General features: G+C 62.3%; 13 protein-coding genes. 4 read left to right on the top strand and 9 right to left on the bottom strand.

The window, feature by feature from the left end; all coding sequences use genetic code 11:
- Positions 1–219: 219 nt before the first annotated feature.
- Positions 220–1,239 carry a type II secretion system F family protein gene (locus C4900_RS11310; protein WP_211306909.1) on the bottom strand — a complete coding sequence of 340 codons (1,020 nt, stop codon included), beginning with the start codon at positions 1,237–1,239 and terminating at the stop codon, positions 220–222.
- Positions 1,236–1,496: a hypothetical protein gene (locus tag C4900_RS16340; RefSeq protein WP_211306910.1), complete on the bottom strand. Its 261-nt coding sequence runs from the start codon at positions 1,494–1,496 to the stop codon at positions 1,236–1,238. Before C4900_RS16340 ends, C4900_RS11310 begins: the two co-directional genes overlap by 4 nt.
- Positions 1,497–1,797: 301 nt before the next feature.
- On the opposite strand from C4900_RS16340, the gene C4900_RS11315 reads away from it, so the two are divergent.
- The 3 genes from C4900_RS11315 to C4900_RS17350 all read left to right on the top strand — a co-directional run bounded on the left by C4900_RS11315 (position 1,798) and on the right by C4900_RS17350 (position 3,355).
- Positions 1,798–2,661, top strand: a complete 864-nt coding sequence (locus C4900_RS11315; protein WP_065970846.1) for a phospholipase D-like domain-containing protein — start codon at positions 1,798–1,800, stop codon at positions 2,659–2,661.
- 99 nt (positions 2,662–2,760) lie between these two features.
- On the top strand, positions 2,761–2,946 hold the full coding sequence (locus C4900_RS11320) for a type II toxin-antitoxin system VapB family antitoxin (RefSeq protein WP_065970847.1): 186 nt from the start codon (positions 2,761–2,763) through the stop codon (positions 2,944–2,946).
- Positions 2,947–3,016: 70 nt separating this feature from the next.
- Positions 3,017–3,355, top strand: coding sequence for a PIN domain-containing protein (locus tag C4900_RS17350; protein WP_083995904.1), 339 nt, complete (start codon positions 3,017–3,019; stop codon positions 3,353–3,355).
- Here C4900_RS17350 and C4900_RS11330 read toward each other — a convergent pair.
- Complete coding sequence (locus C4900_RS11330) at positions 3,294–6,836, bottom strand: FAD-dependent oxidoreductase (RefSeq protein WP_083995902.1); 3,543 nt, start codon at positions 6,834–6,836, stop codon at positions 3,294–3,296. The two genes, C4900_RS17350 and C4900_RS11330, sit on opposite strands and share 62 nt — an antisense overlap.
- A gap of 366 nt (positions 6,837–7,202) precedes the next feature.
- Here C4900_RS11330 and C4900_RS11335 point away from each other — a divergent pair, with 366 nt between their 5' ends.
- The gene (locus C4900_RS11335; RefSeq protein WP_065970849.1) at positions 7,203–8,855 is read left to right on the top strand and encodes an NAD(P)/FAD-dependent oxidoreductase; all 1,653 of its coding nucleotides are present in this window, start codon (positions 7,203–7,205) and stop codon (positions 8,853–8,855) included.
- Positions 8,856–8,910: 55 nt separating this feature from the next.
- On the opposite strand, the gene C4900_RS11340 is transcribed toward C4900_RS11335, so the two are convergent.
- The 6 genes from C4900_RS11340 to C4900_RS15880 all read right to left on the bottom strand — a co-directional run bounded on the left by C4900_RS11340 (position 8,911) and on the right by C4900_RS15880 (position 15,781).
- The gene (locus tag C4900_RS11340) at positions 8,911–9,702 is read right to left on the bottom strand and encodes a sulfite exporter TauE/SafE family protein (RefSeq protein ID WP_114283112.1); all 792 of its coding nucleotides are present in this window, start codon (positions 9,700–9,702) and stop codon (positions 8,911–8,913) included.
- Between the two features lie 623 nt (positions 9,703–10,325).
- Positions 10,326–11,360, bottom strand: coding sequence for an acetamidase/formamidase family protein (locus C4900_RS11345; protein WP_065969192.1), 1,035 nt, complete (start codon positions 11,358–11,360; stop codon positions 10,326–10,328).
- A 47-nt stretch (positions 11,361–11,407) separates the two neighbouring features.
- The gene (locus tag C4900_RS11350) at positions 11,408–11,806 is read right to left on the bottom strand and encodes a RidA family protein (protein ID WP_065969191.1); all 399 of its coding nucleotides are present in this window, start codon (positions 11,804–11,806) and stop codon (positions 11,408–11,410) included.
- 90 nt (positions 11,807–11,896) lie between these two features.
- Positions 11,897–13,471 carry an amino acid ABC transporter permease/ATP-binding protein gene (locus C4900_RS11355; protein ID WP_114283113.1) on the bottom strand — a complete coding sequence of 525 codons (1,575 nt, stop codon included), beginning with the start codon at positions 13,469–13,471 and terminating at the stop codon, positions 11,897–11,899.
- A 20-nt stretch (positions 13,472–13,491) separates the two neighbouring features.
- On the bottom strand, positions 13,492–14,346 hold the full coding sequence (locus tag C4900_RS11360; protein WP_114283114.1) for an ABC transporter substrate-binding protein: 855 nt from the start codon (positions 14,344–14,346) through the stop codon (positions 13,492–13,494).
- Positions 14,347–14,371: 25 nt separating this feature from the next.
- Positions 14,372–15,781 carry a hypothetical protein gene (locus C4900_RS15880; RefSeq protein WP_147267186.1) on the bottom strand — a complete coding sequence of 470 codons (1,410 nt, stop codon included), beginning with the start codon at positions 15,779–15,781 and terminating at the stop codon, positions 14,372–14,374.
- Positions 15,782–15,999 lie beyond the last annotated feature (218 nt).

Consider the following 15,999-nt stretch of genomic DNA (forward strand, 5'->3'; position numbering starts at 1 on the left):
TAATTCAATCTGTTACGGAATGATCCTGCAGTGACTTCGCTTGGGCCGGTGCGCGGCGCAAGACGCGCTCAACGGCCCTACGAGACCTTCCACGACCTAGCTTTCCGGAACTTGCATTTGCCCGCAACCGTGCGCCGCCGCCGGCTTAATAACGGTGCGGGATCTCGATGCACCGGCCCTGCTTACCCCATTCGAGGCGCGTTCGAGGGAACCGCTCGCCTATCCGCCGTGGGTCACGACCGCGCCAAGCTCGAATATCGGCATATACATGGCCACGACCAGGGTACCGACGATGATGCCCAGAACAACCATAATGATCGGTTCCATGAGCGTCGACATGCGCGCTACGGTCTCGCTCACCTCTCCCTCATAGAAATCCGCGACCTTTTCGGCCATGACCTCGATCGCACCGGTCTGTTCGCCGATGGCGAGCATATGCACGGCCATGGCCGGAAATACCCCGCTCTCCTTCAGGGAATCGGTTATGAAACCGCCCTCGAGAACCCGCTCGCGGGCGGCATTCACGGCGCGCTCGATGATGACGTTGTTCGAGATTCGCGACAACGTCTCCAGGGCCTCATTGATCGGGACGCCGGCGGCCTGCATGGTGGCGAGCGTGCGCATGAAGCGTGCCACCGATCCCTTCAGGATGACATCACCCATGATCGGGAGCTTGAGCGAGATACGATCGATCTGGGTCCGAAAACCCAGGCTCTTGCGATAGGCCATGATGAAGGCCCAGACCGCGGCAATCGGGATGAAGACCACCAAATACCAGTGACCGCGCATCCAGTCCGAGATACTGATGACCGCCTGCGTGAGCGCCGGGAGGGTCGCCCCGAAGCTGTCGAAGAGATGGGCGAAGACCGGGATCACGAAGATCATGAGGATGGAGGTGACGAGCAGCATCACGGTGATGATCGATGCCGGATAGATCATCGCCGAGCGGATCTTCTTTTGCAGGGCGAGCGTCTTCTCGCGATAGTCGGCGAGCCGCAGGAGGATGGTATCGAGGATACCGCCCTGGTCGCCTGCAGCCAGCAGTGATACGAACAGGCGATTGAAGTATTTCGGATAACGGTTGAAGGCATCAGCCACCCGCTCGCCATCCTTGATCGGGGTCAGTATGCCCTCGAGCATAGCCTTCATGCCCCGGCTGTCGCTCGCGGTGACGAGCAGCTCGAAGGCCTGCACCATGGGCACGCCGGCGTTGATCATAGTCGAGAGCTGGCGGATCATGACGACGATATTCGCCTCCTTGACCCCCCCGCACCAGCAAAGAGCGGCTTGGGTTTTTTCTTGACCGACAACACCTCGAGCCCGCGCTTGCGCAAGGTGACACGGACGATGGCCGCCGACGCCGCCTCCATCTCGCCTTTCTGGGGGGTGGCCTTGGCATCCCCCGGGGGGCGTGCCTGCCACTGGAAGACCATCATCTTGGGACCGGCCTTTTTCTTGGCCGCCGCCCCATCAGCCCCTTTCACTGCTGTCGCCATGATCCCATCCTCGGTATCGCGCGCCCCGTACGCCGCGCACGCGGTCCCCTGCCGACTCCCCTGGCGGGCCTGGCATCGGCGCGAGGCGATTGTGACCCCATGGGACATAACCGTAGACGGTCACACGTCATCCGGCAAGGTTGGGTGCGGCCCGTGCCGGCGACATACTCCGCGGCCTCCCCGACCTCGGGTTGCCGCGCGGCTTGTGCGCCACGGGCTTTTCGGATTCACTACCCCGTCGTTGGCCGCCCGCCAAGGTCCGGCCACCAAATCCCAATCACCACGGAGACTTGGCAGCGCCATGCTTTTCATAGAACCCCATGCCGGCATCGCGCCGATCATCCGCTTCGTACGCGATGCGCGTACCCGGCTCGATATCAACACCTACCTTCTGACCGATCGCCGGGTGCTGGCAGCGGTGCATGCCGCCGTGCAGCGTGGGGTGCGCGTACGCGTCATCATTGCCCGGCATCCTTACGGGCACAGGCCTCGGGGCGAGCTGACGCGACTGCGCGCCACCGGGGCGACGGTCCACTACGCCCCGCCGCGTTTTACCGGCCGCTATGTCTTCGATCACGCCAAATACATGGTGTCAGGCAACCACAGTGAAATCGGCACCGCGAACATGAGCTGGTCGGCCTTTCACAGAAACCGCGAGTACCTGTGGGTGGGCCACGATGCGCGCATCGCCACGGCCCTGCGCACGGTCTTCCAGGCGGACTGGACGCACCGCCATGCCGGCATCGCGCCACGCCGGGTGCTGGTACTGTCCCCTGGGGCCACCGGCGCACTCGTACGCCTCCTGCAGGCCCCGGGCCGGGTGTGCGTGGAGTCCGAAGAACTTGGGCATGATCGGCCGATACTCGCAGCGCTCAGCGCCAAGGGGCCATCCGCGGACCTGCTGCTGCCCATGCGCCTCGATCGCTACGACCGGCGCATCGCGCGCGATGTCGCCTCCCAGGGCGTGCACGTGCGCTTCCTGCGCAGCCCCTATCTTCATGCCAAGCTGATCGCAGGGCCCACACAGGCATTCATAGGCTCGGAGAACTTAAGTCCCTCGAGCCTTCAGCGCAATCGCGAGGTGGGCCTCATTCTCCAAAGACGCGCGGCGCGTAGGCTCTTTGCTCAGTGTCAGCGCGACTTCGCGCGCGGTTCAAAACGTTGAGGCCACCGACATTCGCTGCGAGAGCGTTGCGGGAGCCGGGGCATTGTGCAGGATTACGTGTGACCCATTGTGTGATGCGATGGGGATACGGCGACCAACCTGTCTCCGGACCCCGAGCCTCTCGAGCAGGCGCTGGCGGTGAGCGGGGAAACCCAGAAGGCGGCCGTGACTCGCGCCCTAAAGGAGTTCATCGCGCGGCGCACGCAAAGGCAGTTGCTGGATCTGATGGGGGCGCTCGACTGGGACGAGACATGCGACTACAAGGACGAGTGCTCGCGCCCATGAGTCCTTTTGTTGATACCAGCGCCTGGTCGCTGGCCTTACGGCGTGATATGCCCGTGCGTGTCCCGAGGTCCTGGCGTTACGCCGGGACCTGGAAAACGGCGAAGCGCTCATCACCACAGACATTGACGCGGCACTCCTCCGTAACCTCCGTCGTCGCCACGGAGTCCCGCTGGGCACTCTTGATGCGCTGCTCGCTCAGCCATGCATCCGTTATGATCTGACATTATTACTCACCGCCGACCATGACTTCGCGCGCGCCGCCATTCACGGCCCTCTCAAGATCTGGGGCGCAGTGCCCTACATCACACCGCGCCCCACCCAAGGCCCATGGGGCCCTGGGCCCCCGATCAGGCCCCACCCTTACGCGATGCCGCCCTATCAAGCACGATCGACAGCCACTGGTTGCTGAGTCGCTCCAAAAGACGGTTCTGGCCCTGGCGGGCAGCGAGATTCTCGAGATCGACCCAGGCGAGCGGCTGGTCTTGTTCGGCACATGAAAACACCGCGCGCGTGCGTAGGCCGGTAGCCGGATCGATCTGCCATTGCAGGCACTGCGCGCACACCCCCTTCATCATGCACTGCATGGGGCTGCCAACGGTGGCTATGGCCTTCACGCTGGGCTTGAAGAGCGGCTGCAGCACCCCCTTCATGGCCGTCTGGAAGGCCTTCAGGAGACCCGTCGACCCCATGACCAGAATGCGATCGACGGACGGTAGCGCGGCGGCATCGGCGGGCAGATCGAGGGCGCCTTCGGCATATTGTGTCAGCAGCGCGACCATATCGGTGGCCTCGACCGATCGGTCCTGCGGGCGACGCGACGCGATCCGCGGACCCTGCGCCGTACACCACACAATCTGGTCGGCGGCCTCCTCGAGACCGTCCTGGTTATCGAGTTCCGAGGCCTTGGCGAACGCCGCAACGTAGACCACGCGGTTGCCGGCCTCGCGCAGCGCCGGGCCGATGTCGAGCATGACTGCAGCCCCCCAGCGCCCCGCCACCACCAGGATCGTCTGCCCCGACGGGATGTCCGTCGGCGCGCCCGTGGGCCCCATGAGGATGAGCGGGTCGCCCGGTTTCAAGGTCCCGGCGACGCGCGCGCCCGCACCCCACTGCAAAACCATGAGGCGCACGCGGTCGTCTTCCACGCCCGTGCCACTCACGGTGATTACCGGGACCTGCAGGCGGGTATTGGCAACGACCGGGCTTCGCGATTCGAAGGTCTGCAACCGGAAGAACTGGCCAGGCCGGAAGTTTCGGGCGGCCATGGGGGCCTTGATCCAGATCTCCGCCACGGCCGGATTGGACTTGTCGATAGCCACCACTCGTGGTTCGAAGAGTTCACGCATGCGCGCAAGGAACGCCGCCGGTGACTCGTCTGCCACCGGTCGTGGCATGGCCTCGAGTACCGCCATGACCTGCGGAAAGGCGCTCTTGCTCGAGGCCACAGCCTTGACCACGCTGCCATGGAAGGCGGCGTGGGTGTCGCCCAGGAAGCTCACACGGTAGGCGTCCTTCTCATAGGAGGTAAAGGGCCCGGTCTCCGGGGCCTTGCAGTGCGGTGCCACCTGCACCGCCTGCAAGTGGTCCCCATGAGCGACATGGCCCTCGAAATGATCGCCGTCAAGCACGAAGGTGCCCGGATATTCGCGCTCATAGATGGTATTGGGGACCGTTCCGGCGGCCACCAGGACAGTGCGCGCCGGGAGCTTCACCTCCTGATCACCGGTCACCCAGCGGCCTTCCACCTCGCGCATGCGCCGCAGGACCAATGCCTGGACGTGTCCGTAAGCGTCCAAATCCGCACGCAAGGGATCCAGGCCCTCGGCGTAATACAGCCCCTCCTGCAAGGCCTTGATCAGCTCCTCGTGATTACGTGTATAGGCAGGTGAATTGTTCATCCCCTTGCGATAGGCGAGCGTCACCCCACCCCACGAACGCAACAGTGGTATGAAATTCGGGGCCTCACCCGCGCGCTCCGCACGTTCGCGCTCGGCGCGCACCGCCCTGCCATGGGCCAGGAACTCATCCAGGATGCCCTCGTCCTCGGGCGGCAGACCCTTGCGCACCGCCTCCACCCCCAGGGTCTCGACCATGGTCTCGTAGCGCGTCAGTATCTTGCTCACCTGCTTTATGTAATATGTCTGGACCTCGGTCGCGGTGTCGACGGCGGTGAGCCCACCCCCTATGACAACCGCCGGGAGCCGCACCTGCAGGTTGGCGAGGCTCGTGTCCTTGCCCGCACCCGTAAGCTGCAGGGCCATCAGAAAATCGCTCGCCTGACGCATGCCGCGGGCGAGGCTGTTGGTCATGGGTATGACACGCGGCAGGCCGGCCCCGGTGGCGATACAGATGTGATCGAAGCCGAGCGTCCAGGCATCATCGACGCGTATCGTCCCGCCGAAGCGCACGCCCCCCATGATACGCAGGCGCGAACGGCGTGCGAGGCTGAGATAGATAAGCTTCAGGAAGTTCTTGTCCCACCGCACCGTGATGCCATATTCGGCGACTCCGCCGAAACCCAGCAGGATGCGCTCATCAAGGTCCTCGGTCAGCTGCCTCCAGGACAACACGGGGCCGGCCACGATCGCCTCGGGCAGCGGTTCGATCTTGAGCCCGTCGATCCCCAGCACCGCGCAGCCGGCGCGGCTCAGATAGTGGGCCATGGTGAAGCCTGCCGGCCCCATGCCCACCACCAGCACCTTACGGCCGTTATCGACACCCGGCAGCGGGTCGTGCTGGAGCAGGGGGTTCCAGCGCAGCAGCAGATCGTAGATCTCGACACCCCAGGGGAGATCGAGGACATCGGTGAGCACCCGCGTCTCGATCTGCGGGATATTGACCGCGTCCTGTTTCTGATAGATGCAGCCCTTCATGCAATCGTTGCAGATCCGGTGCCCGGTGGCCGGAACCATGGGATTGTCGATCATCACCATGGCAAGCGCGGCGATATTCAGGCCGTCGCGGCGCAAAAGATTCATCTCCGAGATCTTTTCTTCCAGGGGGCAGCCGGTGAGCGTCACGCCTAGGGGATCGACCTTGAGCCCAAGCTCGGGGACACCCTTTTTCTCGGGAAAGCCCTTCGAACAGAAATCCCCGTCATGGTCATGACAATACAGGCAATAGTGGGCCTCGCTCTGGATGTGACGCGCATCCATGCGCAGGTCGGTCAGATGGAAGCCGTCGCGGCGCCGGAACCCGGCCTGCGGCCCCTCAGCCATGTCGACGCCGTAGCGCACGACGCGGTTCACGGGCACGAGATGGGTGTGGTCCACGCGCTCAGGGAGCAGAAAGCTTGCCCAGCCGGAGAATTGCGCACGGATGTCGCCGTCGTTCAAGACCATGGCGCACCATTGGGTGAGGCGCGTGATCTCGGGCTCGTGACCCTTCTCGTCGGCCAGCCACTCCTCGCCCAGGCGCGCGATCGCCCATTCCCGGTCGCTTTGCGGCAGGCCGCGTTTGCGCGCCTCGTCATCCAGCCAGGCATCGAGATCCGCGAAGCTTTGCGGGAAGTCCCCGCGGTAACGCCGGGCCCGGCGCTGCACAAACTGCTTCTTGAACTGCATGACGCCGTCATGGCTCACGGTCGCGCCCTGCAGGGCCGCCACCTCGCCCTCGATGCCAAAGAGCTCGGCCATGAACGCGTCGATATGCGCGGCCACTGCCAACAGGAAGGTGCTATGCGCCACCGCCGACTCGGCCGCGGCCCCGGCGCGGAAGGCGCGCAGGCGCGCGGCGAGCTCGGCGTCGCGCGCCTGGACATGGTCCAAAAACTCGCCATCGAGGCGCGCAAGCCCCTCGCGCGGGAAAAGATCCTCATAACGCCAGCCGCGCGCCAAACGCAGCGTGGGCGTGGCGGAGGCGGCTTTCTGTGTGTTCTCATCGACTGACATGATCCGATCCCGAAGTGGCTGTGCTATGGGCGCGCAAGGCCCGATCGTGCGCGGAAGGCCTGACTGCCGTCCCCGACCCCGCTATGCTGTAGCCGTATGCCGCCCGGGACCTTGATCTGATCCCGCCCGCATGCCGCCGGCCACCCCCTAAAGATAACCCGAAACGCCACGCGCGTCACAAAGCGCGGCCATCGGGCGCGATCGCGCCGGGGCCGTCGGACCATGGCGCCCGAGACCCGAGGCCGAGACTTGGCCGGTGTGACAGGCTGCCGGCAGACACCGGTCGCGGAAATCGGGTAGAGTGGGGACCGCGGCGCGCCAAGCACCGCGCCTGAATGCCTGCCAAACCGCATACGGACATCCTTGATGTTACGGCTCCTTGAAGTCCGGCTCCCCCTGGATCACGACGAACACGCGCTGCGTGTCGCCATCGCCCGAGCGCTGCGCGTACCACCGAGCGAGCTGCGCTCTTACACCATCGCCCGCCGCGGCTATGATGCGCGCCAGCCAGATCGCATCATGCTCGTCTATACGCTCGACGTGACCACAGGCGATGACGCACGGCTGCTGGCGCGTCACCGTAAAGACCCGCACATCGTCGCGTGCCCCGATACCCGCTACCGGCCGCCGGTGCAGGCATCGCGTCCGCCGCGCCCGCGCCCGGTGGTCGTGGGCCTCGGGCCCGCCGGCCTGTTCGCAGGGCTCTTGCTGGCGCAGATGGGCCTTTGCCCCATCATCCTGGAGCGCGGCAAGCCGGTCCGCGCACGCACCGCCGATACCTTCGCCTTGTGGCGCAGGAAGGTGCTGAACCCGGAGTCGAATGTGCAATTCGGCGAGGGGGGCGCCGGGACCTTTTCCGACGGCAAGCTCCATAGCCAGATCAGCGATCCTCATCACTATGGGCGCAAGGTCCTGGAGGAGTTCGTGCGCGCCGGCGCACCCCCCGAGATCCTCACGATCAGCAAGCCCCACATCGGCACCTTCCGCCTGGTAGGGGTTGTCGAGCGCATGCGCACGACCATTGAGGGGCTGGGCGGCGAGGTCCATTTCGAGAGCCGGGTGGTCGACATCGACCGTACCGGCGGCGTCATGCGCGGACTTACACTCGCCGACGGCCGCACCCTTGAGGCCCGTCACGTCATACTCGCCATAGGCCATAGCGCGCGCGACACCTTTGCCATGCTGCGCGACCGCGGGGTGTTCCTGGAACCCAAGCCGTTTGCGATCGGCCTGCGCATAGAGCACCCGCAATCGCTCATCGATCGTTGCCGCTTCGGGCGCCACGCCGGCCACCCGCTGCTCGGCGCCGCCGACTACAAGCTCGCCCAGCGCACCTCCGGCGGCCGACCGGTCTACAGTTTTTGCATGTGCCCGGGTGGCACGGTAGTGGCCGCGGCCTCCGAACCGGGGCGGGTGGTCACCAACGGCATGAGCCAATATTCGCGCAACGAGCGCAACGCCAATAGCGCGATCGTGGTGGGCGTGACACCAGCCGACTTCGGCAACGACGACGTCCTCGCCGGAGTGGCCTTCCAGCGCCATTGGGAAGAACGGGCATTCGCCCTGGGCGGGGGCACCTACGAGGCCCCGGCCCAGCGTCTCGCAGACTTCCTCGCCGGCCGGGCAAGCCATGGGCCCGGCGATGTCATCCCCTCCTACCAGCCTGGGGTTCGCTTCGGCGACCTGAGCGAGGTCCTGCCCGACTACGCCGCCGACGCCTTGCGCGAGGCCCTGCCGGTGTTCGCGCACAAGATCGCAGGCTTCGCGCTCTCTGATGCGATCTTGACCGGCGTCGAGACGCGCACATCCGCCCCGATCCGCATCACCCGCAACGACGATCACCAAAGCCGCAACACCCGCGGTCTGTACCCCACAGGTGAGGGCGCAGGCTACGCCGGCGGCATCCTGTCGGCGGCCGTCGACGGCATCAAGGCCGCCGAGGCCGTGGCCCGCTCACTTTCCACCCGCAGACAGGCCGGGAGACAGGGATCAGGAAATGATCCGGGTGATGGACGGTGATCCGGGGATCGCCCGAACCGATGCGATTTGCGCATGTGCGGTAAAGGGGTTTCGCTTACCCCCCAAATACCATCTGCACGCCGACTAGGATCAATAGGACACCGAACACGCGCTTCAATTGCGTGACCGGCAGGTTGTGGGCGAGGTGCACGCCGAGCGGCACGACCAGCAGGGCGACGGTGGTGAGCCCAGCCAGGGCCGGCAGATAAATATAACCGACAGTACCCGGCGGCAGACCGGCCCGATGCTGGCCGGAGAGCGCAAAGCCCAGGGCGCCAAAGAACGCGATCGGCAGCCCCAGGGTCGCGGAGATGGCGATCGCGCGGCGCATGTCGACGTTGCAAGCGGTCAGGAACGGGACGGTCAGGCTGCCGCCTCCAATGCCCAGGATCGCCGACAAGGCCCCTATGCCCACCCCCACACCCATGAGCGCGGGGCGTGCCGGTAGGCGCCAATGGGCCGCCGGCCGCCAGTCGGCGAACACCTGCAGGCCGACTAGGGTCAGAAACACCCCGAAGATCTCCTTCAAGAGGACACCGGGCAGAAAACCCGCCAGATAGCCGCTGGCAAGACTCCCGACCAAGGTGGCAAGCCCAAGCGGCGCGGCCACCGACCAGTCGATCGCACCCCGCTTCTGCTGCGCGCGGATGGCGGCAAGCGAAGTAAAGAGGATGCTGGCAAGCGATGTCCCTATGGCAAGCTTCATGGCCAGTCCCGGGGCGAGATGCTCTTTGCCAAACACAAATACCAGCGCCGGCACCACCACACTGCCCCCGCCGATGCCGAGCATGCCGGCGAGCAGCCCGGTGACAAGCCCAAGCCCCATGTAGACGAGAATAGGTGCCACTAGACCGCCCTACCCACGGTCCCTGCGGGAGGAGACGGACCGTTATCGGCCGCGCGTCGGTATGCGCAACAAGAAACCCCCCATACGGATGTGCCGCTCACGCGCGCTGCACTCCCTGCGACCATGAGCGAGGACATCCCCTGACGACCTGTCGAAACCATGCTTCATTCACCCCTTGAGACACCCCTTGTCGCGGGACGCGACGTTCCCAGACCCACTCGCATCGATCCTGATGCAAGGGCGCGTCGAGCCCCCGACCAGGCGCCATCTCGAACGAGACCGGGCCACTCCCGGGGCCGACGCCCAACCCCCCGCCCGGGCCCCTGGATATGCCGACATCGTCCAGATGTCCGCGCAGCGCCCGCCGGAGATAAGAACATTCAACGCGCCATCGGCGGCCTTCTACCGCGTACGCGCGCCAAGGCCTCCTGGCACGACCGCGATATGCGCAACGCAATGCGGTCTGCGCCGTTACCCCGAGGATACCTCCAGGTTCATGCCGGCCGGGTTCACCGGCAATGACCGTGATCCTGGGTCGCGAGGGCTGCTGGTTGGACCTCCCGGCCACGCCACCGAAAGCCGCTCTTGGCCACGGCGGATTGGCGCAGCACCTAACTGGTGTTTTAACTAAGGTTGAGCAAATCCTCCCTAAACAAGGCCTTCGGGATAATCGCGTGCATCCCCTTTCTGCCATCAACGACCTGCGTCACGCCAAAATTACAGGCAACGCTCGCCAACGAATAGGCATCTCCTTGACTCAACCTTTTTATGTCTGTCAGAAACCGCAATGTATCAAGCGCTGTCGTCCGCATGGCCCCATTCAGATCCTCGTCAAAGCCATGCACGACCCACTCTTGCGCCGTTTCAAGAAGCGGCGTGGGAAAGTAGAAATCCTTCCTCACATGCACGCGTACACCCACGTTAAGGGAGGCCTCTATCGCGGTCCCATTCAGCTCGCCGTCACCCTGGGAAATATGAGGATCACCCACGGAAAATAAGGCGCCGTCGACAAATACCGGGTAGAACATCCGTGCCCCCGCGCCTATGCGCCAGTTATCGATATTTCCGCCGTGCGCCCCCGGAGGTATTGTGCTGACTCTCCCGGCCACATCCGGCGCGACACCCGCTGTTCCCAAGTGCGGAGCCAGGGGCACGGATATCCCCCTGCAAGCCACGTCATGGCGACATGCAGATTCCGTCACGATTTTTCCGGGATAACTGTATTGATCCGGATAGTCATAGGCATAGATGGCTCTCGCAAACATGTTCGCGGCATCCGCGCGATAGATCGTGACGCGCTCTCTCCGATTTGTCTCTTCGTAGAGGTAGCCCCATGGTGCCGAATAGTTCGATCCATAGGCGTTCCTGACATCCATCCAGAGAAATTCCACCTGCAGCATGTCCCCGGCCTTCGCACCCTCCACATAGATGGGCCCCGTCATGATATGCACGCCGGGATTACGGTCTTCTATGGGTACGCCATGAAATATGCGCTCCACTTTCTCGTCCATCATCAATCGTGGGGCATCCCCTGCATGATGAGTAATCGCCTCCATCGCTATGATGTCCCCGCTTTTTACGATCTGCACGGGCCTCAGGCTCGCATCGAAGTAGCCCCAATGCACCGTCTCTGGCGTTGCCTCTACTCTATACAGCATCTTGCCTCCCTTGCGTGCCCACGTATAAACCCCCCGTCGAGGGCCCTCTAGTCCAACGGCTTCCAGGCTATGGCGTCTATTTCCACATCGGCGCCTCCAGCCAATCCCGATATGGCGACGCATGTTCTCGCCGGTAGATTCGCCTGGGCCATCGCAAACTCGCTCTCGTAAGCATTGTTGAACGCCTCATAGAGATCCATGCGCGACAGATAGACCCGGCATTGCACAATGTTACGCATGGAAAACCCCGAATAGGCCAGAACGATTTTTATGTTCGCCATGACCGCCAAGGTCTGATTGCCGATGTCGCCTCGCACCCACTGATTGCTTACGGGATCAATGGGCATCTGCCCCGTTAAAAAAAGAAATGGGCCACAGAGCACCGAATGCGAATAGGGCGCAATGGGCCTTGGCGCCGCAGGAATATCATTAAACTGCGCTTGCATCCTTCCTCCTTCGTTAATCCCACAGGCCACACAGCGCGCGCCACCAGTCGACCCCACAAGCCACTTGCCCCGAACATTCTGACCGTATCTCTACCCGAATGCCTCAACGAACCGGATGGTTTTGGGATCCGTGGCCTTCGTAAGCACGTCAATTGCGCTACCGTACTCCACAATCTGGCCGTTATTCATGAACACCACCGTATCACCGAGCCGGCTTGCGACCTTCAACTGATGCGTCGTAATAATGATGGATATATCGCCCTTCTTCTTAAGCTCGCCCACAAGCTCCAGTATGCCATTGACTGACTCGGGATCGAGCGCCGAAGTCGGCTCGTCCATAAGAAGGAGTCTTGGCTTTATGACGAGCGCCCTCGCGATGGCCACCCGCTGCTGCTGGCCTCCGGAAAGATGACGCGGATACTTATCCGCATGCATCGATAGCCCGAGGGATTCTAGGGTCGCGCGCGCCACTTCCTCTGCGTCCCGGCGCCCAACCCCGTAGGTCGCGGTAAGCGCGAGCGTTACATTCTCCACGGCGGTCATATGTGGGAACAGCTCGAAGTTCTGCAATATGACGGTCACACCCCCCGCCAGCCGTTCTGTCGTCAGACGCTTGTCGTCATAGTGCGCGGCGCTGCCCGCACCGAACTGAAAGCGCCTGTTGCCGATACGCATCTCCCCCGCGTCGGGCGTCTCGAGCAACCCGAAACACCTGAGGAGCGTACTCTTCCCAGCGCCACTTGCACCCAAGAGCACCGTGGTTGTGCCCGTGCGCAGCCGCAATGTGACATCCGACAGTACGTCCTTGCCGTGATAACTCTTTCTGAGATTCATGGCTTCGACGCAATACTCCGGCACCTTATCTCTTGGATCCGCATACTCCAATCGTGACTCCGTAACGCGTCCCGCAACGATGGCCTGCGCCGCGTCCCGGTCTGTGCCCTGCGCCATCATGCCTACACCAATGGCCGGTGCTTTTCCTTGGATTACGGCGCCCCTGCTAGTGCCGGCGCGGGGCCGGTCGTAGCCGAATAGGCTTTCTAGAGCGACCTGGACGAGGCTCACCACGCCGGTCAGCACGAGATACCACACGCCTGCTGCGAAAAATATCGAGAAGAAGTCAAACGTCGATGAGGCGAGCTGCGTACTTCGCAACGTAAGCTCGGGCACCGCTATCACCATGGCCAACGCGGAGTTCTTGAGGGCCGATATGACCGCGTTCCCCGCCGCCGGCAGCGCGGCACGGAAGGCTTGGGGCCACACTATGCGCCGTGCTCGCTGCCATGCGGAAAGGCCCAGGGTTTTGCCGGCCAATCTCTGGCCCGCGCCCACGCTTGCGATTGCGCTTCGTATCATTTCCGCAATAAACGGCGCCTCGTTTGCCGCTAAGGCGACCCCGGCGGCCACTACTCCGGGCAAGCGGATGCCAATACGCGGCATGGCGTCGTAGGCGAATACCATCTGCAATATGAGCGGTGTGCCCCTGAAAATGCCGACATACACCTTGGCGCAAAGAGACACGAGCCTCACCCGGGAAAGCTGTAAGAGGGACAGAGCGGCCCCGAGAACCGCTCCCCCCGCTATGCCTATGGCAGTCACATACACCGTTATTCGTATCCCCTCCAGCAGATACGGCATGAAAAGATAATGAATGAACAGTTCCACTTATGCGCTCCGCCGGCCACTCACCGAATGACTTGCGGTGTCTGTTGTAGCGTCTTCGGGAAACCCCACTTCACCAGCAGCTTCTTCTCGATACCAGCCCTCTGTACAGCGCTTAATGCCCCCTTGAAGGCGTTCAGCATGGTAGCGTTGTCCTTGGGCACAGCGAGCCCCACATAGAATGGCAGCCGCATATCCCCTGCATTCATGAGCTTATCAGGGTTGGCGGCCACGGCGTGATTTATCGTATTGGCGTCATTGAAATACGCGTTCGCGCGCCCCGTCAAAAGCGACTCGAAACAATCCGCATTATTATCAAATAGGAGAATGCGCGGGGCCGGCTTCTTTTCGGCCACACACTTCTTGGCAACCCCTTGCACCAACGGTACCTCTACGAAGCCGGTATTCTCCGCAACGGTATGTCCACAGAGCGAGGTATTTATGCCAGTGATTTTAAGCGGATTTCCTTTCGCTACGAGCGTACCATCGAACACCTTCGCATAAGTAATGAAGTTCGCCGCCTTTGCGCGCTCCTTGGTCGCGTAGATATCTGACATGACAAAGCTGGCGCGTCCGGCCTGCAGGGTCGGCAAAAGGGCATCGAAGGCTACGGGCTTGTAGCGTATCTTGAACCCCAGGCAGTCGCCTAGGGATTTTGCAAGATCAACATCGAACCCCATGTATTGCGTGGGGTTTTTGGGATTCAAGGACTCGTAGCCCGGCGTATAGGGCGTCAAGGCCTGCGTAAGCGTCTTGCCCCGGAATTCCGGATATTTATGCTGAAGGGCATTACAAACAGACGCCAGAGACGCAGCCGACGAAACTAAGGGTATGCCAAGGAGCATGGCAGAAAGAATCAGTGTGGACGGCCTTTTCATGGTGCTTTCCTCGTGTGATAAGCGGTTAAAACGTATATACGAGCATGATTCGGTTTTGGAAAAATCCGGGTAGATTCCGATTTGGATACTCGGTCGCGTAGTTGGCGATATTTGTTATGTTGAGGCCCTTTACGGCCTTCAGCTTGTAGGAAACAAGAAGGCTCACCTCCCGAAAGTTGGAATAGACAGGCGTGGTTCGCATGTGCAAATCCACGAAGCGTATCTGCGTAAAGAGCCGTGGTATTCCGAGATAGTCGAGGTGCACGCTGTAGGCCGATCCTGACCCGAAGTCCTCAGTACTGTCGGTTATGGGTTGGGAAAACATCGGGCCCGAATCCGTTATGGTGTTGTAGGGAGTGGCGAGGCCGCCGTAATTGAACGCGTTCGGGTGCGCTGGTAGGTAGTCGTCCGCTAGGACCAGCTTAAAAGGTCTGTATGCGGCGCCCACCTCCGCACCATAAACCTGGGCGTCCACTCGGCCGAGATAGCCGCTTTGTTTTTTGGCGTCCATCACCTGGAGGCCCACAATCCCGGTAGCGCGACCCAGCTTTGCCGAATCGACGGTCTGCGCGAGATATAGCCTTGCGTATTGGTAATAGTCCCAGGCCCATACCGAATCCTTGGTATCGAGCTCATCCGCTCGGGGAATCCTTCTTTCGTAATTGAGGCCCGCACTCATGTACCCAGAAGAGGTACGGCCCGCCAGACCCGGCAGGTAGGTCGTGTATATCGTCCCTGCGTTGTACCGACTCTCGTTGACGTAGCGATAACGCACCACGCGCGAGGCATAGAGATGGAGGTGCCGGCTCGCGCGGAATTTCACGTGCACGCCCTGATACGTGATGGGCAGCAATCGTATGCCCACGGACGAGCTGCTCCAGGGAGAGGAGGTCGTGATAAAGTCGCCGCCCTTTACCGTGAATCCGTAACCACGATACTGGATATAAGCCTGACCGAGAGCAGCAACGGATGGCCCGAGCGTCCTGGATACGTTCTTTGGGTTGCTCGGATGCAGCCCCAAGCCTGTCTGAAATATTGGCTCCACTGCCAGGCTAAAACCACGGTATGATGGACTGCCAATAAACAGCCCGCCTCCCTCCGTCAAAGTATACTGGTTGACTTTGGAGAACTGGTTGTTTATGGATGTCCAGTCGTAAGCAGCGGCAAATCCCTTGATGGTCCAGCCCTGCAGCCACGCTGGTGTTTTGGCGACGGCGCTTTGCATGGCGGCTACCGCTGTGATTATCGACAACACAGCGACTGCGGCCGTAGACGTTTTTTTCATATTTACCCCGTTCAGGCTTTGTTGAATGACGCATGTGCGCCGTTGGCACACGAAAATCCCGGCATAAGGACGCCGGTCGCCATCCATGGCATTGCACAGAATAGGAATCGGGTCGCCAGCCGCGCATCGCTTATATTCGAAGATCTCCATATCGCTGCTGTTCCGTTGGGCTTGCGTAATAGGCGCTCGGCCTCCGCGGCGCGACACATATGCAGGATGCGGCACATAACAGCAAAGGAGGTCAGCGTCGTCTCATTGACGGCCTGCGGGGTTACGCGCGATACACGCGATACACGGTACTGGCCATTTAAACGAGGCGCTTCTTCGGATACGGCGGCGCCGAAATCGTGATGGCGCAAAATATGCCT

This window comes from Acidiferrobacter thiooxydans (assembly GCF_003333315.1).
In the GTDB taxonomy this organism is placed as follows: domain Bacteria; phylum Pseudomonadota; class Gammaproteobacteria; order Acidiferrobacterales; family Acidiferrobacteraceae; genus Acidiferrobacter; species Acidiferrobacter thiooxydans.